The organism is Lysinibacillus mangiferihumi (assembly GCF_003049665.1).
Classification (GTDB): domain Bacteria; phylum Bacillota; class Bacilli; order Bacillales_A; family Planococcaceae; genus Lysinibacillus; species Lysinibacillus mangiferihumi.
This window is the reverse complement of the sequence record NZ_PYWM01000016.1, coordinates 1-23,991: the sequence shown is the minus strand read 5'-3', so window position 1 is coordinate 23,991 and position 23,991 is coordinate 1. Positions and strand designations below refer to the sequence as shown.

Sequence of the window (23,991 nt, the reverse complement as noted above, 5' to 3'; positions counted from 1 at the left end):
TAGCATAATGATTAATTTTCTAATATAATCATATTCAGAATATTAATAGTATTCCGTTAAAGAATACATAGATGTTCTACAAGTGTTTGGGGGAATTCACTTAGAAGAAGGGATGGATATTATATGATGCAAACACCATTAGTATTAACAAACTTTTTTAAGCGAGCTGAGAGTTACTTCGCTAGAAAGACAATCGTGTCGCGTACAAGTGCACATAAAATTCACCGTTTAACATATGGAGAATGGGCGAAAAGGACGCGTCGTTTAGCAGATGCGCTGACAAAGCTGGGGATGGAAAAGGGGAAGAAGATTGGTTCCTTCGCGTGGAATCAGCATCGCCACTTAGAGGCGTATTTTGCAGTGCCATGTTCTGGTGCCATTTTGCATATGGTTAATATTCGCTTATCCGAAGAGCATTTAATTTATATCATTAACCATGCCGAGGATGAGATTTTAATGATTGATGTTGATTTGCTCCCTATCATAGAAAATATTGCAAGTGAGTTAAAAACAGTAAAACACTATATTATTATGACTGATGAAGAGACGTTACCAGAGACAACGTTACCGAATGCTTTATCCTATGAAGAATTATTAGCTGCTGCAGATGAAAACTTCGAATTTCCAGATGATTTAGAGGAAGAAGCACCTGCTGGTATGTGTTATACAAGTGCCACAACAGGAAATCCAAAAGGGGTGGTTTATTCACATCGTGGCTTAGTGTTACACAGTATGATTCTAAGTATGTCCGACTCCATGGGTATATCAGAGCGCGATGTTGTGATGCCAATTGTGCCGATGTTTCATGCAAATGCTTGGGGGTTGCCATTTGCAAGTGTCAATGTCGGTGCAACACAAGTACTGCCAGGGCCTCAATTTACTTCTGATTTGATTTTAGATTTAGTGGAGCAAGAAAAGGTGACATTGACTGCGGGTGTGCCGACCATTTGGATTGGAGCACTACAAGAGCAGGAGAAGCGTGAGCGAGATATCAGTTCGCTTCGCGCGATTTGTTGTGGTGGCTCAGCTTCACCAACACGTTTAATCCGTATTTTTGAAGAAAAATACGGTATCCCATACATCGTTGTCTATGGTATGACGGAGACAACGCCAATTGTTGCGTTATCAAATTATATGTCATGGATGGAAGAATGGCCGATTGAAAAACGTATTGAAGCTCGTGCTACGCAAGGAATGACAATGGCTGGGATTGAGTCAAGTATTATCAACGATCATGGAGAAGTGCCGTGGGATGGTGAGACCATGGGTGAATTACGTTTACGTGGTCCGTGGATTTCACATGAATATTATCGAGATGAGCGTACAAAAGATGCCTATCGAGATGGCTGGTTATTTACAGGAGATATTGCAGTTCGTACGGCTGACGGCTTTATTAAAATTACCGACCGAACAAAAGACTTAATTAAATCTGGTGGTGAGTGGATTTCTTCTGTAGATTTGGAAAATGCACTAATGACGCATGATGCTATATTTGAAGCAGCAGTTATTGCAATTCCACATGCCAAATGGCAAGAGCGTCCACTAGCCTGTGTCGTTTTAAAGGAAGGGATGTCAGCAACGGAAGAAGAATTACTAGCATTTTTAGAAAGCCAATTTGCGAAATGGTGGGTGCCAGACGATATTGTCTTTTTAGATGAAATCCCAAAAACATCTGTAGGAAAGTTTTTGAAGGCTAAGTTACGTGACAATGTAGCGGAAATTTATCCGAAGCTAAATACGCTTGTGTAATAGGGAAAGAGGCTGGGATATAACTAAAAAAATTTAAGAAACAGACGAAAGGTGTTCATAATTTTTTGCTATATGGAGACCTTAGCCATTCTTGCTTTTGCAATTAAAAAAATTAGAAGTGTTCACTAGTTGTTGGTAGCGAAGGCGGTGACTCCAGCTCAGAACAGCACATAATGTTAGACGCAACAGACCGCGCGTTAGCGAGGGTTGCGGCTTACTGTGCTGAGCGGAAAGCACCGCCGTAGCGGACAACAACGGCATAGAAAAAAAGTGTTAGATTGATGGCAGTCAATCTAACACTTTTTCTCTTTTGTCCCAGCCTGCTTTGTCTTTTTTATCGATATGATACGATGGTTGCGGCTTACGATGTGCCCGCGGAACGCTCCCGAACGCAAACAGTAATCTATAGTGTAGCTTTATTTTTTAACATATTGAATACTTGTTCAACGTCTTTATCTCCACGACCTGAGATATTAATAATAATACTTTCGTCAGGCGATAGCGATGGTGCTAATTTTATAGCATGTGCTACAGCATGCGAGCTCTCTAGTGCGGGGATAATTCCCTCCACTTTTGAAAGTACTTGGAATGCTTCTAGCACTTCGTCATTTGATACGGTTACATATTCTCCGCGGCCAATTGTTTTTAAATAACTATGTTCCGGACCTGCGCCAGGGTAGTCAAGACCAGCAGCAATTGAATATGTTGGTAAGGGATTACCTTGTGCATCTTGCAATACTAAGCATTTAAAACCATGTAATTCACCTGGAGTACCTTCATTTAATGTTGCTGCTTTTTCTGGTTCGATACCGATTAAACGAACGCCTTCATCGGCGATATATTCTGCAAATGCACCGATTGCATTACTACCACCACCGACACATGCAAGAACTGCAGCAGGGAGTTTGCCTTCTTTTTCTAAAATTTGCTCACGACTTTCACGGCTAATCACTGATTGGAAATGTTTCACCATTGAAGGGAATGGATGTGGCCCTACCGCAGAGCCTAATAAATAGAAAGTTGTTTCATAGTTTTCTACTAAATCAGCAAATGCCTCGTCTACCGCATCTTTCAGACGACCTTGGCCTTTATCAACCGCAACAACTTTAGCACCTAATAACTCCATACGGAAGACATTTAATGCTTGTCGCTTTGTATCTTCTAGTCCCATGTAAACTGTGCAATCCATGCCAAACATTGCGCAAGCAGTAGCTGTTGCAACGCCGTGTTGACCTGCGCCTGTCTCGGCGATAACACGATTTGCGCCCATACGTTTTGCAAGTAAAATTTGACCTAGTACATTATTGATTTTATGTGAACCAGTATGATTTAAATCTTCACGCTTTAAGTAAATTTTAGCGCCACCAAGTTGCTTCGTTAAATTTTCTGCAAAATACAGTGGCGATTTTCGACCGATATATTCACGGAAATAATAGTCTAGTTCATTTTTAAACTCTTCATCATCTTTATATTTTTGGAAGTTCTCATCTAAAATATTTAATACATTTTGAAGCTCTTCAGGAACGAAGCTACCTCCAAATTCACCGAAATATCCCTTTTGCTCTACTGCTGTACCCATCTTCACTCGACTCCTCTATTCTAAATTTTCCATAAAAAAAGGTCACTCCACTCCTCTATAAAAAGGACGAGTAACCGTGGTGCCACCTTTATTCGCAAAAATGCGCGCTTGTACTCCTGTAACGGGGAGTTAGTTCGACCTTTTAGGAAGGCTGCTCCGAAGTCCATTCACAAGTCCATACTGCTGATTTGCACCAACCATCAGCTCTCTAAAAGTACGATTGCTTGCTACTCCTCTTCTTCTACACATTTATTATTGAAAAATTTTAATATATTTTCAGAATAGTGTCAAGAAAAAGAAAAAATACTTTTGTAGCCTTATTTGTAAGAGAAGAAGCAGTGGGGAGGAGCCCGAAAGTAAAAAAAAAAGACGAATCGAAAAGACTCGTCTGTTAAATCATATTTTTAAAATTTAGGCGCTTGTTGAGCATATACATAATCGGTGCACCGACTGCTAATACAACAAATTCACCGGCTGCGACAGTTAACCATGTCCACAGGAATGGTAATTCTAATGCTAAGTTCAGTTCGAAGGCGATGATAAACATTGTGCATGTAAATAAAAATGTGTTTATGATTAAACGCGCCCATATATTTTGGACAAATTTACAAATCACAATTAAAAGGCCAAGCGTAATCATTGTCTGCCCAACGCCAAACACTAAATCATAGGGACCGAGTGGTGAAAATAGATTTGAAATAAACACACCCATAATAATCCCAACGGCAAAGCGAGGGTTAAAGGCAACTAAATGATTAAAAATTTCCGATACGCGGAATTGCACCTCTGTAAAACCAAATGGTGCGACGAGCATGGTAACAGCAATATAGAGCGCGGCAATAATGCCACTGGCTGCTAAAAATTTCACTTTCATATTCATTTCTCCTTAGTTTTTTTTCGTGGGATGGTTACGAACCACGTAAAGCAAGTGCAATCATAGCAGTATTTATAAAGGTTTGTAAATAGCAATGTATAAAATTTGTGTAGCCCGAATATTCGTAGTATTGCATCTTCTACGCGAAGCTCTTTAATAAGGACAATGTCTTTGTGCTTTATTTCACTTATAGAGCATTTGAGGATAAACAAGCAATGAAAAAAGGACTAAAATAGCTAAAAAGCCATTTCGTCCTTTTTTAAATATTAGTTACCTTGTTTTAAAGGAGTTTTTACAGCTACAAGTGTCCCGTCTAGTTTACCAGCTACCTGCATAGGATAATAAGCTCTCAACGTTTGTGTATCACCCGTTTTATTATTTTTTACCGAACCCATCGTTCTTCTAACATTAGGGTCAAATCGCCAATAACCCGAATAACCAGCATTAATAGTCATAGAATGTGTACTAGTTATAGAGGAAGTTTCAGTATAAGAATATCCTACCCCTACTTTAATTGCTTTAAGCATGTCAGCATTCACAGAAATTGAGAATTGATGTGAGTATGAAGATGAATAGGCAAGTGAAAAAGTATCTGCACCAGGACCTGGATTATCTTGAATAATACTAGCTCTTTCGCCAAAAATTCTTACTGCATCGTTACTAGTTTCTGTATATTTATAAACTAATTCTGCATATGGTGTGAATAGCGGTACTTCCAAATCTAAATGTGGCTCTTCTAAACTTTGTACTTCTGCTTCTGGATGATTTATATACTCTTGAATAGGTATTGATCTTACTACTTCTCCGCCTCGTACTTCATAAATTTCATCAATATAACCATTTTCTCTTAAATCAAAATATTTTTCTTCATTCTTATCGTATAAAATGTTTTCGTTCACTGTCGGAAGCATATTTGCTAATCCAACACTTTCACTAGCTTCGGCTTTTTTCGTAAATTGTGAAAAAGCAATAAAGAATACCCCTAACATTAAAACTGCCATTACCCCAAACTTTAAAGTTTTCTCTTTCATAATACTCATGAAATCATCTCCCTTTTTTTTGAAGTACAAATAAATTATAATATAAAAATATGTGTAAATAAAGGAGGAAATTGGTATAAATGTTTAAATATTGGTTTATTTTCCTAATTGTCTTGGTCACTCAAACAATGTTTATATTCTTTTGGGCAGAACATGTATGGCTATATAAATTCGTTAATGGGGGGGTTGGTGGAACAATAACGGAGCAGATAAATCCTGTATTTTGGCAATTATTAATAGGTGAGGTTATAGTTTTCTTACTATTAATGATATTTAACAGATATAAGTTTGCTTTTAAAAAATAGTATTTTTATGTAAAATTAAAATCTCTACGCAATTTAGTGGAGATTTTTTTATATACACTACTATCTATATATAACCTATTTATTCCATCGTTCACATGTAAACTATATTTTTTGTTAAACCATCATTTTATAGACATCTAAACTCTTCCCTAAAATGTCCAGTTTTCTATATCGCTATCTTTTTCTTTTTACGTGTACATAAATGAAATTCTAATATGATGCTAAGATGTATGTATCTCGTCCTGACCATGAACGCCAATTCAAAAATGCGCTTAGGAATGATTTATATATTTTAGTTCATGGTCAAAGTGGTACAGGAAAAACTTGGCTTACGAGGAGAGTTCTAAACGAAGAAGAATATGATTTTAAAGCGATAAACCTTGCAAGTGCGTCCTCGGCACAGAGTATAGCTACATGTTTTAAAAACATAATGTCTAGAGAAAGTTGATAAATAAGAACTAAGTATATTGAGACAAAGAAGTCGGATTTAAAAGTAGCTGTAGCAAATGGTGGTATAAGTCACACAGCCGAATATACAAATGATATTGAAATTTTGTATGTGTAAAAAATGTGTAAAACGGTAAAGAAACTAATCTGAACTAAATCAAACTCTAATTTAAGCAAAAAAGTTATAAACGGTTGATATTACTGAGTTTTTTTGTTATTAAGATTACTCAATGCAAGTAAGTGTAACTTAATTTTTTCGTGGGATGGTTACGAACCACGGAAAGCAAGTGAAATCATAGCAGTATTTATAAAGGTTTGTAAATAGCAATGTGAAAAATAGATATAGCAGAAATATTCGTAGTATTTCATCTTTTGTGCGGGGTTTAAAAATTTCCGGTTTTTCAAGTATAAAGTACTGGTGTACCGACAGAAAAAATGTCGGTTGAAATGTCGGTACTGTTTTCGATAAAATTAAATTAACTCGAGTATATTTAAATTTGCTATAGCAACCATTTCAGATGACTTAATAAATTAAAGTTGAATTTGAAAAAGGGAAAAGTGGTGCAAAGCAAGATGAGGATACTTAAACTCACACTATTTCTTTTGATTTTTTTCCATTAATTGATTCAGATGTAAAGGCTAATGATGAAACTAATTCAAACATAATATTAGATGGGAAAAATATGAGTGAGGCAGAGTTGGATGCAATCTTAAGCTCAGGTGAAGAAATTACGATAGAACTAACTGATGAACAAGTCGCTGAACATTATGCAGAAATAAAAGGTGTTTCTTTAGACGAAGCGTACCAGGCAATGTCAGATAATTTAGTTCAATCTAATTCTAGAGAAAAAAGGTCTCTTGCGCCAAAATCTTCATGTAGCTGGTTAGCTACTAGTACACCGATAACAATTCCAAATAGATCCTATAAACCAACTCTTCTTGTGTATCTGAATGTGTGCCGTGGTGGTGGTGCGCAATATATAGATACAAATACGAAGCCACTTCTTCAAGAGTTTCGAGCAAATCCAATTTCTTTCGATGGTACAATAGTAGTTGAATTATACAACGGTCATTTTTTCTATATCATAAATGGAGATTTTTACAATTTAACAATGTCAACTCATACAGGAACTGTTGGGGTCACTACGGTTTTCAGTGCTACTTATTCAATTGCCTCAACTAGTAATTATTATGCATCGTTAACAATCTTAAGGACAAAACGGGATGTGTTAGGTTATTAGATAGGATAAAGTAAAATGATATTATCCGTAACTGGAGGGATGTCGTTTGAAGAAAATTGCATCTTTGCTTATCGGGGTTTTAATCTGTCTCGTCGGGTGCAATAATACAGAATTTGGAATTTATCAAGGGCGGGATTTAAAAATTGGGGTAATTGGGGCGATTCCAGAAGTAAGGGAAGAAAATATAGATTTTCAAGATATCACTTTTGAGAAGTTAAAAAATAATACGGAATCCCTATCTAAAGAGTTAGATGCCATTATGATTATGAAAGAATTTTTACATGAAGCAGATGATGACCAATATGTAGCTGCTTATAGGTCGTTAAAAATTCCTACATTTTTTATGCAATCGACTAAAGTACATGTACCATTTGTCAATGAAGGTGTTCAGTATGATGATATTATCGATGTTGAGCCTGCTAATTTCGCAACAGGGTTTCTCGATTTAGGAACTGATGAGAAAATTAAAGAACATACATGGAGATATAAGTTGGAAAAGAAACAGAATATTCAAGATGTTTACTCGCAAATTTTTGCTACTATTGAATCTGTAAGTAGTTAATTAAATGGCGCATTGAAGGCAAGACGTGCATTCAATGCAAGATGGGGATACCTCGCATGCTTGCTGCTTACGGTGTGCCCGCGGAAAGCACCGCCGAAGTGAACAACAACGGTGCAGCAAAAAAGTGTTAAATTGACTGTAGTCAATTTAACACTTTTTCGTTTTTTATGCCCTTATCAATTTTTGGATTATGAAGGCAACCTTTAACTTTCGAAAAATTGCCATACAATTATTATTATATTACAAAAGAATTATAAATTAAGAAATGTAGTAGTTTAGCGGTTTAAAGCGACAAATTAAGTGAAGAAGTAAAATATTTTGTCAAATTTAAAAGTCAGAACATTCATAATGTTGTTGACGAATATCGATAATAACGATAATATAGCGATACATTCACACTTTGCTCGAGTGAAGTGTGATAGATAATAGAGTATTAGTCGGGGGGATTATTTGTGAAGCGCAATATGAAACAGCTTTCGTTCCTATTATTTGGATTATTATTATTGCTTGCTGCTTGTGGTAGCGGTAGTTCTAGTTCATCAGATGCAAAAGGTGACGAAAAAAATAGTGCAAGTGAGAGCGGTAGTGTAGATCAAAAAACATATAAAATCGGGATTACTCAAATTGTTGAGCATCCATCTTTAAATGCTGCAACAGAAGGGTTCAAAAAAGCGATTGAGGATTCAGGCTTAAAAGTGGATTATGATCCACAAATCGCACAAGGTGATAACAGTTTAAATACAACAATTGCCAATAACCTAGTAAGTGCAAACGTAGATTTAATTTTTGCTAACTCTACACCTTCTGCACAAGCAGCAGCTACAGCAACTGGCGATATTCCCATTATCTTTACTTCCGTGACAGATGCAGTGGGTGCACAGTTAATTGATTCGATGGATAAACCAGGGAAAAATGTAACGGGAACAATTGATTTACATCCTGATACGATTTCTAAAACGGTAGCATTATTAAAAGAACTTGGCGCTAAAAACGTCGGTATGGTTTACAATGCTGGTGAGCAAAATTCAGTAGCGCAAGTAACAGAAGTGAAAAAAGTGATGGCTGAACAAGGTCTAAAAGTAAAAGAGGCTTCAGCTGCAACTTCTGCGGATGTTAAACAAGCGGCTGAATCGTTAATTGGTAAAGTAGAGGCTTTTTATATTATTACGGATAATACAGTTGTTTCTGCATTAGAATCTGTTATTGATGTAGCAAAAGCAAATAAATTACCACTTATTGTTGGTGAGCTTGATTCTGTAGAACGTGGTGGCTTAGCTGCATACGGCTTTGAGTACTATGATATCGGCTATGAAGCTGGTCAAATGGCTGTCAAAATCTTAAAAGGTGAAGCAACACCTGCTGATACACCAGCTCAATATCCACAAAACTTGAAATTAGTAGTGAACAAAAAAGTTGCTGACGAATTAGGAATTGAAATTAAAGATTCTTGGGGCGCAGAGCTTTTAGAAAAATAATGCATATGTCATGTTACATTTAAGCTGAAGCGGGGGAGAACTATCCCCGCTTTCTCTTCATTTTAACTTGTTCAAGCAGACAATCTTTACATTTATTAAGAAGAGATTTGAGTTCCAAGTAAAATTTACAGATTTTAAGAGAAGCTATTGAACAAGCTAGATAACATCTTGGCGCAATGACGCCTCAGTATAATTGATACGATAATTTTTAGGAGATGATTCAACAATGTTTACAGCAATATTTGGCTCAGTGGAGCAAGGAATCATCTATGCAATTATGGCACTCGGTGTTTACTTAACATTCCGTGTGTTAGATTTTCCGGACTTAACGGTTGATGGAAGCTTTGTAACAGGGGCGGCTACGGCAGCAACAATGATTCTGCTTGGCTACCACCCAATCTTAGCGACTTTAGTGGCAATTGTTGCTGGATTTATTGCAGGATGTATGACAGGAATTCTTCACACAAAAGGTAAGATTAATCCGCTATTATCAGGGATTTTAATGATGATTGCCTTGTATTCGCTTAACTTGCGCATCATGGGGTTAACTGCAGAAAATACGATAGGGCGTCCGAATATTCCATTATTAAACTCTGAAACCTTGTTTTCAAAGTTTCAAACATTTTGGAGTAATTTAGGTATCGATGCTGCATTAAATAACGTATTAAAAAGCATCGGCATTCAGCAAGTACCGTCAACTTGGGGTACGTTGATTGTAGTTTTACTCATCACGATTTTAATTAAATTTATTGCGGACTGGTTCTTAAAAACAGAAGTCGGGCTAGCTATTCGAGCAACAGGTGATAATAAACGTATGATTCGTAGTTTCTCTGCGAATACAGATACGCTTATTATTCTTGGTCTTGGTCTTTCGAATGCACTTGTCGCATTTTCTGGAGCTTTAATCGCACAATATTCGAAGTTTTCGGATGTTAGTATGGGGATTGGTATGATTGTTATCGGCCTTGCTTCTGTCATTATAGGTGAAGCCATCTTTGGTACGAAAACAATTATGCGTACTACATTGGCTGTAATCGCAGGTGCTATTATTTACCGCATTATTTTAGCGTTAGCACTACGCGTCGATTTCCTTGATTCAGGAGATATGAAACTCATTACGGCGATTATTGTTATTTTAGCGCTTGTCTTACCTCAGTTTGTCGATAAAAACAAAGAACGAAAGCGCAAAGCAAAACGGGCAGCAGAACGTTCACACATGAAAACGGTAGAGCAGGGGGGAAAAGGCCTTGCTTAAATTAGATGGTATTAATAAAATTTTTAATGAAGGTACACCCGATGAGAAAATTGCACTTGCTGAAATAAACTTACATTTAAAACCAGGCGATTTTGTTACAATTATCGGCAGTAATGGTGCGGGTAAATCTACGATGATGAATATGATTTCTGGTGCGTTAACACCGGACTTTGGTTCCGTATTAATCGACGGTAATAATGTCACGAGTTTGCCAGAATATAAACGGTCTCATTTCATTGGTCGCGTGTTTCAGGACCCAATGGCGGGAACAGCACCGACTATGACGATTGAAGAAAACTTAGCACTTGCGTATTCAAGAAACAAAAGTCGTGGTCTACGTATTGGCGTTGATAAAAAACGTCGACAATTTTTTAAGGAATCATTAGAAATGCTAGGCTTAAACTTAGAAAGTCGCTTATCCGCAAAGGTTGGCTTGCTTTCGGGTGGTGAGCGTCAGGCATTATCACTTTTAATGGCTACGTTTACGAAGCCATCCATTCTATTGCTAGATGAGCATACCGCAGCGCTTGACCCTTCGCGTGCGGAGCTTATTACGCGTATTACGAAGCATTTAGTTGAAAAGGATAATCTTACGACGCTAATGGTCACGCACAATATGCAACAAGCATTGGATTTAGGAAACCGTCTTATTATGATGGATAAAGGTCAGATTATCTTGGAGGTCGGCGAGGATCGCAAACATGAACTGACAATTCCTGATTTAATGGCTGAATTCGAACGCATTCGCGGTGAAAAAATGAATTCTGACCGTGCATTGCTAGGCTAATGATTAAACGCCCACACATAGGTATGGGCGTTTTTATTGTGCTGGTGAAAATTCTGAATTGTTTGGGTGCCTGGCACATTTATTAATAAGGAATGATTTAATGAAAAAAATTTATTTTATCCTCTTGGTAGCAGTTGCTATGGTGATTGTCTTTGTTTTAAACAATAATGAAGATAAGCAGAATCAAGTTATTTACGTTGCGACAAATGGAAATGATGATAATGTTGGTACAAAATCAAAGCCATTTCGCACATTAAAAAAAGCGGCTTCAGAAGCAAGCGCCGGTACTACCGTCCTTATACGAAAAGGAAATTATCATGAAAAACTTGTCGTGAAACATAGTGGCACCAAGTCTAAACCAATTACATTTAAAGCCTACAACAAGGAAAAGGTTGTTCTGAGTGGAAAGGACTTGAAGGATGTTGAAGACGATGCAGCCTTAGTGGTGTTAAATAATAAAAGTTACGTGACCATCAGTGGACTAACTATCCAGGATTTATCTACTGATTTAGCAGGGAAAACAGTAATGGGGATTTATGTAACAGGTTCTAGTAGCCATATTACACTAGAAAATAATCATGTGCAGCGCATTGAAACCCATGCAGATGATGGCAATGGCCATGGGATTGCTATATACGGAACTGGCACAATGAAAGATATAAATATTTCAAATAATACGTTGGAAGACTTGAAACTAGGGGCAAGTGAATCTCTTGTTCTAAATGGAAATATTGACGTTTTTAAAGTAGAAAATAATATAGTTCGCCGTAGTGATAATATCGGGATTGACCTAATTGGTTATGAAGGCATTTCAAATGATAAAAAAGTGGACTTTGTACGGAATGGCATCGTAAAGAATAATATAGTTTATGAAATATCCTCTTATGGCAATCCAGCTTATGGGGAGGATTATGCTGCTGGCGGAATTTATGTAGATGGTGGAAAAAATATAACCATTGAAAAGAATACCGTTTATAAAAGTGATATTGGAATAGAAGCAACCTCTGAGCATGCTAAAAAATACGCTGATAACATTAAAATAATAAACAATATTATTTATGAAAACTTTTACACTGGGATATCGATTGGTGGGTATGATGAAGATCGGGGAGGTACGATTAATTCTACTATCTCTCAAAATATTCTTTATCGAAATGACACGAAGGGGCTAGATGGGGGACAGCTATTATTACAATATGATACAAAAAACAATGTGATAGAAAGAAATGTTTTAACCGCTGGACCATCGCGGATTTTTATCTCCAACTATTTTACAACCAATCAAAAAAATAAACTACAAAAGAATGTATTCCATAAAGAAAAAGGAGAAACGGGTATTTGGATATGGAAAGAGAAAGAATATACATCTTTTCCTAAATTTCAAAAAGCCTCAAAAAGTGATGAGAAGTCTAGCTATATAGACCCGAAATATCAAAATGCAAACAAATATGATTTTAGGTTAAAAGAGGATTCTCTTGCAAGAAAAATTGTATTTTGATTTTGTATTCTAGGACTCGTATTGTTCTTATTTGTTTTGTGGGTCTATGCTATTGTCAATAATTCCATGCTATGATCTAGGGAGCTTCGTTATGTCAGAATTCAGAATTGTTTGAGTGCCTGACACTTATAGAAAATAGCGTACTAGAACTATTTCTAGTGCGCTATTTTCCTTTTAGTAGCCCTAAAAGACCTTACACGAGTAGGCCGAATAATTGGATGTCGTTATTTACTTCTTTGTAGTTGAAACCAAACTCTTTCATGCGTTTTAACAATCCTTCATAATCATCGCGATTGCCTAGCTCGATGCCCACTAAGGCAGGACCACTCTCTTTATTGTTTTTCTTCGTATATTCAAAAGTTGTAATATCATCGTTTGGTCCAAGAACGCTTGTTAGGAATTGACGAAGTGCACCTGCACGTTGAGGGAAACTTACGATAAAGTAGTATAGTAATCCTTCGTGAATTAAAGATTTCTCTTTAATCTCTTGCATACGCCCGATATCGTTATTACCGCCACTAATAATAACTACAACAGATTTGCCTTTAATCTCTTCTTTATAACTGTCAAGAGCAGCAACTGATAGTGCGCCAGCGGGTTCAGCTATAATCGCGTGTTTATTGTACAAATCTAATATGGTTGTACATACTTTTCCTTCGGGAACAAGCACGATATCGTCTAAATAACGGCGACAAACATCATAAGTGTGGTGACCGACGCATTTTACGGCAGCACCGTCAACGAATTTGTCAATCCAATCGAGTGCCACTGCGCCACCTTCTGCAAATGCAACTTTCATACTGCCTGCACCGGCTGGCTCTACACCGATAATTTTACTGTTTGGGGAAAGGTTTTTCACATAAGCTGAAACACCTGACATTAATCCACCGCCGCCAATACTTCCGAAAACATAGTCGATTGGTTCTTCCATGTCATTCATAATTTCAACAGCAACTGTGCCTTGTCCAGCGATGACGTCAAAATCGTCGAATGGGTGGATAAAAATTTTACCTTGTTCTTCGCAGTAGGCCATTGCACTTTCAGCAGCATCATCAAAAGTATCTCCTGCCAAAATAATTTCAGCGTAATCACGGCCAAACATACGCACTTGGTCGATTTTTTGTTTTGGGGTTGTTTGAGGCATGAAAATGCTCGCTTGAATTTTTAACTGTGCACAGGCGTAAGCAACACCTTGTGCATGATTCCCTGCACTGGCACAGACAACACCGTTAATGCGCGCTTCTTCCTCAATTTTTTTAATTTTATAGTAAGCACCGCGAAGTTTAAATGAGCGAACATGCTGTAAATCCTCACGTTTGAAATAAATATTAGCACCGTATTTCTCTGATAAATAATCGTTTTTCTGTAGTGGCGTATGCACGACTACATCTTTTAAAAAGTGATGTGCAATTAAAATATTCTCTACTTGCACTGTTTTAGTGTCAGCAACTTCCATAGTATTCATCCTCCGTTTTACGTATAAAACATTCATCTATGATAGCATATTTTTTTCGATTTTTGTTATAAATTTTTAGTAAATTCTAAATTTTCGGTGTCCATTTTCTTATCTTAATTCATGGAAGTAGCATAATTTATGATGTTCGAGAAAAAACGTCTATTGTTCGAGTTTTCTAGAAATTGAATTATCAAAAATTTTTAAAAAATGACAGAAGGAGAAACTTTCATAACGAAGAACGCCGAGCATATATTAGTTTAGGACAAGTAGGGGGTAAGCATTTGGACATTATTCATGGGATACTATCTACATATATGCAATTTTTCGATTGGGATATGTGGAAAAAAGTATTAGCAGATCCGGTATCGTGGGGATTAATTTCATCGCTCATTGTCATTGAGGGATTACTGTCGGCAGATAATGCGCTCGTACTAGCGGTACTTGTCAAACATTTACCCGATAAGCAACGTAAACGGGCGTTAATGTATGGTATGCTAGGGGCTTATTTTTTCCGTTTTTTATTTATCGGAATTGGCGTGTATTTAGTAGAGTTTTGGTTTATTAAAGTGTTGGGCGCATTGTATTTAGGGTGGATTAGTATTGCGCATTTTTTACAACTAGGACAAGAGGACAGTGTCAAAGAAGTAAAAAAGTCTGGAATAATGGTGCGGATATTTGGCGTATTTTGGGCTACTGTTATTTCTGTAGAGCTAATGGATATTGCGTTTTCGGTTGATTCCATTTTTGCTGCCTTTGCAATATCCGATCAAGTTTGGGTGTTATTAATAGGTGGCATGCTCGGTATATTAATGATGCGAACAATTGCAGGATTATTTTTAATTATTATCGAAAAAATTCCAGAGCTTGAGGCGACGGCATTTATCATAATTGGGATTATTGCGCTTAAAATGTTAGTGACTGTATTTGGTATATATGTACCGCATTATTTATTTTTTATTATTTTAGTCGTTGCCTTTGGTTTGACGATGGTTATCCATGTGTTTAATAAATTAAAAATAGCTAAATAAAAGCGGTTGTGCCTTAAAAGGTTACAACCGCTTTTTTTGTATTATTTTACATAATTATCAGGGTTAACAATGTAGAACTTTTCAACATTCAGCCAGCTCTCGCTCATGGGCTCTCCGTCATCAATGCGCTTTTCTGTTTCTTGCATCATCCATCCAGTTTGAGAAGCATGCGCTTGTAAAGCCTTTACTTTATCCATCTTCATTTCGCGGATGTCGATTTGGACATGTGGTTCACCATTTTTAGCAATTGTATCGTTCGCAAAGGCGCAACCAAAAATTTGAGGTCGCGCCGCTTTAGGCATGCGACGCACAGCTTCTACAACAGCACGTGCTGTTGCTTCATGGTCAGGATGCACCGCGAAGCCAGGAAGGAAAGTAAAAATAAGCGAAGGCATTAACTCTTCAATTAAACCTTCTACAAGCTTGACCATTTTTTCGTCGTCTTCAAATTCAATTGTTTTATCGCGTAAGCCGAGCATACGTAAATCTTGAATGCCCATAGCGTCAGCAGCAGCGACAAGCTCCTTGCGGCGAATTTCTGGCAATGATTCACGCGTAGCAAATGGTGGATTTCCTAAATTACGACCCATTTCACCTAATGTTAAACAGGCATATGTAACAGGTGTATTCATCTTTTTCGTATAATAGGCAATCGTTCCAGCAACTGAAAAAGCCTCATCATCTGGGTGAGGGTAAACAATTAAAATATGACGTTGTGGTTGTAAATTCAAATAGTCGTCCCCCTTAATAAGTAAATGGCGTTTCGCTAATTTCCAGTGCTATCGCCAATTTACCTGAATAGTCTAGTCCAGCCATTAACAAACGGCCTAAATCATCTAATTCATAATGTGTAATACCTTGAGCATAAACCCAACCATGTGTCATTTTTAAACCGACACGATGTGGAGAGTTATCCACTACTTTAGCCAGTTCGTAATTGATTTTTGCATTACGAATAAAAGCTCCAGCATTAAAAAATTTTTCATCGTAGTGTGCTGCGTAAGAACCGTTTGTCGTCTCAAGATGAATATAAACGTCTTTGTTGGCGAAAGAATTCAATAATTCCTGCAACGTCTCTACTTGTACTTCTTGCATCTTAACACTCCTCTCGATTATTTCTTTATTAAGTATAGTCAAAAAAGGTCATAAAGGGAAATTGAATGCCCTTTTTATGACAAATTTATGTTGGGTTCTTTTGTGGAGTGTTTGGAAATAGGATAGATATAGGAATTGAAAATGGATATCATTCCCTTGCAATTTCTTTAAGCAAAATTCTTGAAAAAGTTATTGCCATGTATCAATATATAAAGTGTGAAAGCAAATTTGTACAAAAAGTGTCGTTTTATTTTGTATGCGGTTTCACAATACGAAAAGATGTTGCATATTTGACTTCTCACACGTAGAGTGACAGTTCACCATGCAGAAGGGGAATATAAGCTAGACAAAAACGATTTCTATCTTGGTACAATAGATGACGTCCTTCTACATCTGGTATAGGGCTGTAGCGTGCAAAGAAGACATGAAAGCTCATTATCATAGTATAGTAAAAAAGCCACAATTCTCTTTTATGACGGAGAATTGTGGTTTTTTTCAATAATGGGCATCAAAATCAGATTGCTCTTAAAGCTTCCTAAGGTTAATCGCGGAGCGTGTGGGAGTAAGATATGTCTCTTTTAAAAACGATTAAGTTTCTTTTCAATGGATTCTAAACGATTATTAACATTTTGTAGTTGTTTACACATTTGTTTAAATTGTTGATTTTGATCTTGTGAATTGGAAGCGAGTAATTGCGCATCTTCCTCTTCCTCTTGTAACGCTAATATCGTTGCGAGGGTGGATAGTGAATACCCGAGGGTTAATACAATTGAAGCGATTACTTCCATTTTAGAAGATGTTATTTCTCCAGCTAACAAGCGTGATTCTTCAGTTGTCTCCTCAGATTTATGTTTTTTCATACGTCTCCCTCCCATATACAGCTAATATATGGCATGTGTTGTGCTACGGTATCTTGTCCACTTTTATTATGTAAATGTAAAGTATTGTAATATTCAGATAATTTAATTGCTTTTTTTAGAAATATATTGCATTATAGTAGAAAAAAGTAATAGGGGGAATTGATGTGATAAAAGATTATAAGTTTTGTAAGGAATCAAGAGTGATGCGGACAAGTCGTGTTTTTCCGAATGATGTAAACAATCATAATACTCTTTTTGGTGGTCGTTTAATGAGCGATATTGATCAGGTCGCATCAATTTCCGCTGCTAAGCATAGTCGCAGAGATTGTGTCACTGCTTCCACCGATTCGGTCGATTTCTTACATCCGATTCGTCCAACAGATTCTGTCTATTTTGAGTCATATGTAACATGGACTGGAACTTCCTCGATGGAGGTGTTTGTGAAAGTCATCTCCGAAAATTTAAAAACAGGTGAGCGTAAAGTTGCAGCCACTGCTTTATTAACCTTTGTAGCACTAGATGAACAAAATCGGCCTGCTGCAGTACCGCGTGTTATACCTGAAACAGTTGAGGAAACAAAATTGCACGAGACTGCTTCTGAAAGAGCAAAAGTACGGGCGGAGCGCAAAAAAGAAAGTAAGGCATTAGCTAGTTTTATATCCATGAATGATCCATGGGATTATCGGCTCGAACTGATGGAAAATTACATGTAACTAAGGGTAAAGCGCTGGTAAAAGCCTGTACATCGCGGGTAAATGAGGGTAAAGCGCTAGTAAAAGCTTATAAAGCGCTGATAAGCTAGAAAAAAACGCTGGTAAACCTTTCGGAAAGCGTCTACCGATTTACGTAAGAAAGTGGCTGGGACATAACTAAAAAAATTTAAGGAATAGAGGAAAGCTGTTCATAAATTTTTGCTATATGGAGACCTTAGCTATTCTTGTTTTTGCAATTAAAAAATTAGAAGTGTTCACTAGTTGTTGGTAGCGAAGCCGGTGACTCCAGCTCAGAACAGCACATAATGTAAGACGCGGGCAGCCTGCGCGATAGCGAGGGTTGCGGCTTACTGTGCTGAGCGGAAAGCACCGCTGTAGCGGACAACAACGGCATAGCAAAAAAGTGTTAGATTGATTGGGTTCAATCTAACACTTTTTCTCTTTTGTCCCAGCTTCTTATTTATTAAATTTCAGTTACAGTAACTGCTGGAGCACCAAATCGAGACTTAGCACCGTGCATAACTGGTCCTACATAATCATTTAACGCCCAACCATGTGCGATGGCAGCCGATACAAATTCTTTTGCTTCAATTACAGCTTCTTTGACAGATAGTCCATTGGCAAGATTAGCTGTCACAGAAGCAGCGAATGTACAGCCTGCACCGTGGTTAAACGTGGAAGCGACTTTTTCTGATTCTAATAAGTAGAATGTGGCACCATCAAAAAATAAGTCTGTTGCTTTTTCAGTTGCTAATGCTTTTCCGCCTTTAATGACAACTGCTTTTGCACCTAGTTCATGAATTTTTTTGGCCGCTGTTTTCATTTCATCAATTGACTTTGGTGTACCTGTACCAGCTAATTGTCCAGCTTCAAAAAGGTTTGGTGTTGTCACGGCAGCAAGTGGTAGCAAGTGCTGAATCATAGCGTCAGTGTTGCCAGGGTTTAAAACCTCGTCATCCCCTTTACATACCATAACAGGATCAATCACAACATTTGAAGTACCAGACTTGGCGATCGCCTCACCAGCCATACGAATAATCTCTTCTGTTGAAAGCATTCCTGTTTTTACTGCATCAATGCCTGTTGATAATGCTGTATCAATTTGTTTTTGAAGAAGCTCTGTTGGCAATGGCGTTACATTATGTGTCCATCCATTTGGATCCATTGTTACAACTACTGTTAATGCCACCATACCGTATGTGCCATGTTCTTGGAAAGTTTTAAGGTCGGCTTGCATGCCTGCGCCGCCAGATGTATCTGAACCTGCGATTGTTAAAGTTTTTTTAAGAGCCATGTGAAAGATCTCCTTCATGAAAGAATAGTTTAATCTACCGTTTAGTATAGTCTTAATCTGATTCTGTAAAAATAGTCAGAAATCAATATTTTTATAAGGTCAGTATCAATTGAAACTTGAATAACACGTTATTTTTTTGTACCGTTGTAAATAAAAGAAAGGGGCATTTCAATGAAAGAAGTATTCCCAAATGATTGGCAAACAATACTAGCAAAAGAATTAGAAAAACCATATTATCAACGTTTACGTCAATTTGTGGCCCATGAATATTCGACACAGACTATTTATCCACCAATGCATGATGTTATGAATGCATTTTATTGCACAGCTTATCATGATGTAAAAGTGGTAATCTTAGGACAAGATCCGTACCATGGACCGAATCAAGCGCATGGTCTAAGCTTTTCTGTAAAGCCCAATGTCCCTCATCCACCAAGCTTACGCAATATGCTACAGGAATTACAAGATGATATTGGTTGTCCAATACCACAGCATGGCACATTGACGAAATGGGCAGAGCAGGGTGTAATGCTTTTAAATACAGTGCTCACAGTAAGAGCAGGACAAGCTCACTCCCATAAGGAGCAAGGCTGGGAACAGTTTACGGATATGGTTATTGATAAACTTGCTGCAAGACAAAAACCAATAATCTTTGTACTATGGGGCAAGCCCGCGCAGCGCAAAAAGCAAATAATTCATCAGTACGCAACCCCACATGTCATCTTAGAAGCGCCACATCCGAGTCCATTAAGTGCATATAGAGGCTTTTTTGGTAGCAAACCGTATTCACAAGTCAATGCACAACTACTGGAGTGGGGAGAGCAACCGATTGATTGGTGTTTAGTATAAAGTGGCACAAATCGTTTGCTTTATACACTAGAAAAATCATGGTACAGTTTATAATAGAAGAAAGAGGGGCACAGCGATGCAGGTAAATTGTTTTAAATGTCAATATTTTAAAGTAACATGGGACCCGCAAACACCGCGTGCTTGTGTGGCATATGGTTTTAAAACGAAGCAAATGCCATCAGTTGTTGTTAAACAATCGTCTGGTACGGAATGTCTAAAATTCGTGCCAAAAGCAGAAGGTGAGAGAGCGCAATGATATCATATGAAGCTGTCATACAGCAGCTTGAAAAACAATTAGCTAGTGTAAAAAATGCAACGAATGAACAGCAAATGCGTGAAGCACTGACAGCTATTCGTGCATTATGTGATGTAGTGCTAGATTTACCTATAGAAACTTCCAATGTTCAGTCAAAACATATACCGCAAATGTTAGCTACTGAACAAAAGCCATCCAATTTATACAGCGCAAAAATCCAACATGATGATGGCGCAAATGGTGATTCAATCTTTGATTTTTAATTTATGATGGCAACATTAGACTAAAAAATTGAGTATTAGAGAAAAAGGTAGGGTAAATACGATGAAAAAATTTATTGTCACAGGTGCACTTCATGGCTTTTTAGCAGTGGCACTAGGTGCATTTGGTGCACATGCATTAAAAGATGTTGTAGATGAATATGGTCTTAGCATTTGGGAAACAGCTGTGCAATACCAAATGTTCCATGCTACAGGTCTGCTAGTCATCGGTCTTTTAATGAGCTCTAAATTACTAGGTGAGGTAAAACAATTAAAGTTAGCAGGTATTTTTTTAAATTTAGGAATTGTTTTTTTTGCAGGAAGTTTATATGTGTTAGCGGTAAGTGGCATTAAAGTATTAGGGGCAATTACACCAATTGGTGGCGTGTTATTTTTAGCTGGTTGGGTGCTAATTATCGTTAGTGCGTTAAAACATGCAAAATGAGAAATGAATTTTTCCTCACAGGTATTTGTACAAAAAATATGTAACGAGGGTATGTCTCTAAACTTTAAAATAGTATGCTAGGTAAACTGGCATACTATTTTTTTATCAATAGAATGTCTTTCCACAATAGAAACAGCATTTTGATTATATTGATTCCTATTGTTTTTGTAAGGATTTGTAGGGTACACTAGTATTACCAAAAAAAGGAACGAAAGTAGAAAGCGAGGTTAATGGTATATGGAAAAATTATTTGCGTTATTGGATGATGGCTATGAGGAGATGGTAGCGATTCGTCGTCATCTACATCAGTATCCGGAAATATCTTTTGAAGAAGTGGAAACACCTGCATACATAGCAGCTTTTCATAGAGCGTTAGGGCATGAAGTACGGGAACAAGTAGGCGGACGAGGCGTTGTGGCAACGTTACGCGGTGCAAAGACAGGACAAACAGTAGCGTTACGTGCTGATTTCGATGCATTAGCTATTCAAGAAGAAAATGATGTGCCTTATAAATCATTAATCGACGGTAAAATGCATGCATGTGGACATGACGGACATACCGCTACTTTACTTGGATTGGCTAAAGCGCTTAATGCTATGAAGGATGACCTAGTAGGGAATGTTGTGTTTATTCATCAACATGCGGAGGAAGTTGCACCAGGCGGGGCAAAGCCGATGATTGAAGATGGTTGCCTAGATGGGGTCGATGTGATCTTTGGGACACATTTATGGGCACCAACACCACTTGGGGATATTTTAGTAAGAGAGGGAGCTATAATGGCAGCCGCCGATAAAGCGGAAATTCTTATTCAAGGAAAAGGCGGCCATGGAGCAGAACCACACCATTCCATTGATGCGGTTGTACTAGCCTCTCAATTTGTTATCAATGCCCAGCAATTAGTCGCTCGACGAATAGATCCATTAAAATCAGCAGTTTTGACAATTGGGCATTTTGAAGCCATTAATCCATTTAATGTTATTGCAGAACGAGTAGCATTAACTGGTACAGTAAGGACATTTGAGGAGCAGGTACGTACACAAATGGAACAAGAGCTTGAAGCGGTCTTAAAAGCTACTTGTCTTGCCTTCGGAGCAAGTTATGAATATCGTTATACAAGAGGGTATCCTCCTGTTTATAATCATGCAAATGAAACCCAATTTGTTGCCCAGCTTGCGGCAGAAATTCCAGGGGTGGAAAATGTCATTACGTGTTCGCCGTTTATGATTGGCGAGGATTTTGCATATTATCTTGAACAAGTACCTGGTGCGTTTTTCTTTACAGGTGCCAAAAAGCCCGAATGGCAAACAGCCTATCCACATCATCATGCCCGCTTTGATTTTGATGAACGTGCAATGCTCATTGCAGCAAAAACATTAGGAAAAGCGACTTTGCAATATTTACAAAAAATATCAGAAGAAAATGAATAGCTGCTGGTAGCTGTAGAATCGGATAACAACTGCGCGGCAAAAAAGTGTTAGATTGATTGCGTCAATCTAACACTTTTTCTTTTTTCCTAACCTCATTTCAGTTATGGATTTTGATTGAAATAAGACATTTCCTCATCGTATTCAGCAAAATCAAAGTAAATCATTGGGAATAAAAAACGATGATTCGATTTGATTTCTCGTAAAATAACGTGATCCCGACCTGCAGCTTCTACAACACCTCGTACAGTTTTGGTGTTTTTCCCTTGCTCAACAGCATGTTCGAAGGAAAAGTGGAAAGTACCAGGTTTTCCTCGATTCAAACGTAAGATGTTTTCAATATACGATTCCTCACGTCCAGGTGGCCGTCCGCTTGGAAGCGTCACTGGAGGAGGCGTCATTTGTTGCTGTGTTGTCGGTGTCCAATAGTAAGGCATCATAAGTATCAACCTTCTTTCATTTAAATTTGAGGGCAATCTTCTTCCGTTGGAGAGAAGAAGCAATGCGATTTGAAACGTCCTGTATTCCACTGTCCATACCATTGTGCAGGGCAGTCACCCGCAGGTCGGAAAAACCACAGAGAGCGGGTAGCCGGATGAAATCTTTCACCTTCAATAACCCTTTTTGCTAATCGAAGATCTTGTTCACGTGCCCGTTGATAAAAATAACTTTTTGTTGTTGCTTCAAACCCCCCTGGTCGTTGATAAACCATTTGTTCCAGTGTTCGAATATCACCAAAATCTAGACAATCTGCTCGTACACGATTGACGCCAACATTGCCGACCATCAGCATGCCTAATTCACCTTCGCCTTCAGCTTCCGCACGCATAAGCCTTGCAAGCAAAGCTGTTTGTGCATCATTCGTCTTTATTACAGCGATTTTCAAACCTCCTCGCAAACAGTATATGCATGAAGGTATTGTAGACATGTTCAATTTTGATAAGAAAGAAATTCACAAATCAAAATGATGAAGCATATATTAGTAATAACGGGGGAGTCCGTTCAAAATAAGGTCGTTTTACGATAGTTACTATATTAAATGGGGTAAAGATAAAATAAACATTACATTAGGGGATTATGAGAGAAAAAATTGCATGTGTATGAATACATGTGAGGTGACGAGAGATGGAGAAAGGTGTTTGGGTTGGAATTTTAGTAAGTGCAGTGCTCGCATTTTTGCTTGGGAATATCTATGGTCAACCCCTCCATTGGTATCTTTTTATAGTAATAATCTTGGTAGGTTTTTTCATTAATACGATTATTATTATTTTGAAAGTTAAGGATGAAAGCTCTTGAAATTTTACGTTTAGAACTTCCCATTATTAATAGTAGGCTGGGACAAAAGAGAAAAAGTGTTCGATTGAACCCAATCAATCTAACACTTTTTTGCGTGCGCCCGGCATGCGTATGAACTATAGGGTGCAAGTCCCGAACCCCGAAGACAGAAGTAGAGGTTAGCCAAGAGCAAGGGTGTCCGTGGCGATGCGGAATCTGAAGG

Annotated in this window: 27 protein-coding genes, 1 riboswitch and 1 other annotated feature; of the genes, 16 read left to right on the top strand and 11 right to left on the bottom strand. The window is 37.7% G+C overall.

Annotated elements, in window-relative coordinates; genetic code table 11:
- Positions 1-123 precede the first annotated feature (123 nt).
- Entirely contained in the window at positions 124-1,749 is a 1,626-nt protein-coding gene (locus tag C9J37_RS15195; RefSeq protein ID WP_107896009.1) for a long-chain fatty acid--CoA ligase, read from the top strand.
- Between the two features lie 403 nt (positions 1,750-2,152).
- Here the strand turns inward: C9J37_RS15195 and trpB are convergent, their stop codons facing one another.
- The 3 genes from trpB to C9J37_RS15175 all read right to left on the bottom strand — a co-directional run bounded on the left by trpB (position 2,153) and on the right by C9J37_RS15175 (position 5,242).
- Positions 2,153-3,328 carry a tryptophan synthase subunit beta gene (gene trpB, locus C9J37_RS15190; protein ID WP_107896008.1) on the bottom strand — a complete coding sequence of 392 codons (1,176 nt, stop codon included), beginning with the start codon at positions 3,326-3,328 and terminating at the stop codon, positions 2,153-2,155.
- A 59-nt stretch (positions 3,329-3,387) separates the two neighbouring features.
- Positions 3,388-3,581, bottom strand: a binding site (T-box leader).
- Positions 3,582-3,719: 138 nt separating this feature from the next.
- The gene (locus C9J37_RS15180) at positions 3,720-4,202 is read right to left on the bottom strand and encodes a QueT transporter family protein (RefSeq protein ID WP_107896007.1); all 483 of its coding nucleotides are present in this window, start codon (positions 4,200-4,202) and stop codon (positions 3,720-3,722) included.
- A 6-nt stretch (positions 4,203-4,208) separates the two neighbouring features.
- Positions 4,209-4,253, bottom strand: a riboswitch (PreQ1 riboswitch).
- Positions 4,254-4,468: 215 nt separating this feature from the next.
- A complete protein-coding gene (locus C9J37_RS15175) occupies positions 4,469-5,242 on the bottom strand; it encodes a hypothetical protein (protein ID WP_107896006.1) in 774 nt (257 codons plus the stop codon).
- A gap of 80 nt (positions 5,243-5,322) precedes the next feature.
- Between C9J37_RS15175 and C9J37_RS15170 the strand changes: the two genes are divergently transcribed.
- From C9J37_RS15170 to C9J37_RS15135, 8 genes are all read left to right on the top strand, one after another.
- A complete protein-coding gene (locus C9J37_RS15170; RefSeq protein ID WP_107896005.1) occupies positions 5,323-5,547 on the top strand; it encodes a hypothetical protein in 225 nt (74 codons plus the stop codon).
- A gap of 226 nt (positions 5,548-5,773) precedes the next feature.
- The gene (locus C9J37_RS29690) at positions 5,774-5,995 is read left to right on the top strand and encodes an AAA family ATPase (RefSeq protein ID WP_107896004.1); all 222 of its coding nucleotides are present in this window, start codon (positions 5,774-5,776) and stop codon (positions 5,993-5,995) included.
- 682 nt (positions 5,996-6,677) lie between these two features.
- Complete coding sequence (locus C9J37_RS15160; RefSeq protein WP_107896003.1) at positions 6,678-7,235, top strand: hypothetical protein; 558 nt, start codon at positions 6,678-6,680, stop codon at positions 7,233-7,235.
- A gap of 46 nt (positions 7,236-7,281) precedes the next feature.
- Complete coding sequence (locus C9J37_RS15155) at positions 7,282-7,797, top strand: hypothetical protein (RefSeq protein ID WP_107896002.1); 516 nt, start codon at positions 7,282-7,284, stop codon at positions 7,795-7,797.
- 452 nt (positions 7,798-8,249) lie between these two features.
- Positions 8,250-9,272: an ABC transporter substrate-binding protein gene (locus C9J37_RS15150; RefSeq protein WP_107896001.1), complete on the top strand. Its 1,023-nt coding sequence runs from the start codon at positions 8,250-8,252 to the stop codon at positions 9,270-9,272.
- A 226-nt stretch (positions 9,273-9,498) separates the two neighbouring features.
- On the top strand, positions 9,499-10,527 hold the full coding sequence (locus C9J37_RS15145) for an ABC transporter permease (protein WP_107896000.1): 1,029 nt from the start codon (positions 9,499-9,501) through the stop codon (positions 10,525-10,527).
- Positions 10,520-11,314: an ABC transporter ATP-binding protein gene (locus C9J37_RS15140; protein ID WP_024362822.1), complete on the top strand. Its 795-nt coding sequence runs from the start codon at positions 10,520-10,522 to the stop codon at positions 11,312-11,314. The genes C9J37_RS15145 and C9J37_RS15140 overlap by 8 nt, the downstream gene beginning before the upstream one ends.
- A gap of 100 nt (positions 11,315-11,414) precedes the next feature.
- Positions 11,415-12,812, top strand: a complete 1,398-nt coding sequence (locus tag C9J37_RS15135; RefSeq protein ID WP_107895999.1) for a right-handed parallel beta-helix repeat-containing protein — start codon at positions 11,415-11,417, stop codon at positions 12,810-12,812.
- A 193-nt stretch (positions 12,813-13,005) separates the two neighbouring features.
- Here C9J37_RS15135 and ilvA read toward each other — a convergent pair whose 3' ends face one another.
- Entirely contained in the window at positions 13,006-14,268 is a 1,263-nt protein-coding gene (gene ilvA / locus C9J37_RS15130; RefSeq protein WP_107895998.1) for a threonine ammonia-lyase IlvA, read from the bottom strand.
- Between the two features lie 281 nt (positions 14,269-14,549).
- Between ilvA and C9J37_RS15125 the strand changes: the two genes are divergently transcribed.
- Entirely contained in the window at positions 14,550-15,296 is a 747-nt protein-coding gene (locus C9J37_RS15125) for a MeeY/MeeF family manganese export membrane protein (RefSeq protein WP_069512874.1), read from the top strand.
- 41 nt (positions 15,297-15,337) lie between these two features.
- On the opposite strand, the gene bshB2 is transcribed toward C9J37_RS15125, so the two are convergent.
- The 3 genes from bshB2 to C9J37_RS15110 all read right to left on the bottom strand — a co-directional run bounded on the left by bshB2 (position 15,338) and on the right by C9J37_RS15110 (position 17,251).
- Positions 15,338-16,027: a bacillithiol biosynthesis deacetylase BshB2 gene (gene bshB2 / locus C9J37_RS15120; protein WP_069512873.1), complete on the bottom strand. Its 690-nt coding sequence runs from the start codon at positions 16,025-16,027 to the stop codon at positions 15,338-15,340.
- A 13-nt stretch (positions 16,028-16,040) separates the two neighbouring features.
- Entirely contained in the window at positions 16,041-16,391 is a 351-nt protein-coding gene (locus C9J37_RS15115) for a YojF family protein (RefSeq protein WP_107895997.1), read from the bottom strand.
- Between the two features lie 578 nt (positions 16,392-16,969).
- Entirely contained in the window at positions 16,970-17,251 is a 282-nt protein-coding gene (locus C9J37_RS15110; RefSeq protein ID WP_024362828.1) for a hypothetical protein, read from the bottom strand.
- A 164-nt stretch (positions 17,252-17,415) separates the two neighbouring features.
- Between C9J37_RS15110 and C9J37_RS15105 the strand changes: the two genes are divergently transcribed.
- Positions 17,416-17,964, top strand: coding sequence for an acyl-CoA thioesterase (locus C9J37_RS15105; protein WP_024362829.1), 549 nt, complete (start codon positions 17,416-17,418; stop codon positions 17,962-17,964).
- A gap of 463 nt (positions 17,965-18,427) precedes the next feature.
- On the opposite strand, the gene thiD is transcribed toward C9J37_RS15105, so the two are convergent.
- Positions 18,428-19,258 (bottom strand): bifunctional hydroxymethylpyrimidine kinase/phosphomethylpyrimidine kinase, encoded by an 831-nt coding sequence (gene thiD / locus C9J37_RS15100; protein ID WP_107895996.1) that lies wholly within the window; start codon positions 19,256-19,258, stop codon positions 18,428-18,430.
- Between the two features lie 171 nt (positions 19,259-19,429).
- Here thiD and C9J37_RS15095 point away from each other — a divergent pair, with 171 nt between their 5' ends.
- The 5 genes from C9J37_RS15095 (at position 19,430) to C9J37_RS15075 (ending at position 22,496) form a co-directional block, all read left to right on the top strand.
- Positions 19,430-20,107 (top strand): uracil-DNA glycosylase, encoded by a 678-nt coding sequence (locus C9J37_RS15095; protein ID WP_107895995.1) that lies wholly within the window; start codon positions 19,430-19,432, stop codon positions 20,105-20,107.
- A gap of 76 nt (positions 20,108-20,183) precedes the next feature.
- Positions 20,184-20,363 carry a uracil-DNA glycosylase gene (locus C9J37_RS15090; RefSeq protein WP_107895994.1) on the top strand — a complete coding sequence of 60 codons (180 nt, stop codon included), beginning with the start codon at positions 20,184-20,186 and terminating at the stop codon, positions 20,361-20,363.
- On the top strand, positions 20,360-20,626 hold the full coding sequence (locus C9J37_RS15085) for a YwdI family protein (protein ID WP_107895993.1): 267 nt from the start codon (positions 20,360-20,362) through the stop codon (positions 20,624-20,626). Before C9J37_RS15090 ends, C9J37_RS15085 begins: the two co-directional genes overlap by 4 nt.
- 61 nt (positions 20,627-20,687) lie before the next feature.
- Positions 20,688-21,068, top strand: coding sequence for a DUF423 domain-containing protein (locus C9J37_RS15080; RefSeq protein WP_107895992.1), 381 nt, complete (start codon positions 20,688-20,690; stop codon positions 21,066-21,068).
- Positions 21,069-21,305: 237 nt separating this feature from the next.
- A complete protein-coding gene (locus C9J37_RS15075) occupies positions 21,306-22,496 on the top strand; it encodes an amidohydrolase (RefSeq protein WP_107895991.1) in 1,191 nt (396 codons plus the stop codon).
- 101 nt (positions 22,497-22,597) lie between these two features.
- On the opposite strand, the gene gerQ is transcribed toward C9J37_RS15075, so the two are convergent.
- The 3 genes from gerQ to C9J37_RS29000 form a co-directional block, all read right to left on the bottom strand.
- The gene (gene gerQ / locus C9J37_RS15070) at positions 22,598-22,933 is read right to left on the bottom strand and encodes a spore coat protein GerQ (RefSeq protein ID WP_024362836.1); all 336 of its coding nucleotides are present in this window, start codon (positions 22,931-22,933) and stop codon (positions 22,598-22,600) included.
- Between the two features lie 20 nt (positions 22,934-22,953).
- Positions 22,954-23,322 carry a cell wall hydrolase gene (locus tag C9J37_RS15065; protein WP_370510652.1) on the bottom strand — a complete coding sequence of 123 codons (369 nt, stop codon included), beginning with the start codon at positions 23,320-23,322 and terminating at the stop codon, positions 22,954-22,956.
- Positions 23,323-23,645: 323 nt separating this feature from the next.
- On the bottom strand, positions 23,646-23,991 hold a 346-nt coding region (locus C9J37_RS29000), incomplete at its 5' end, for a hypothetical protein (RefSeq protein ID WP_235617131.1).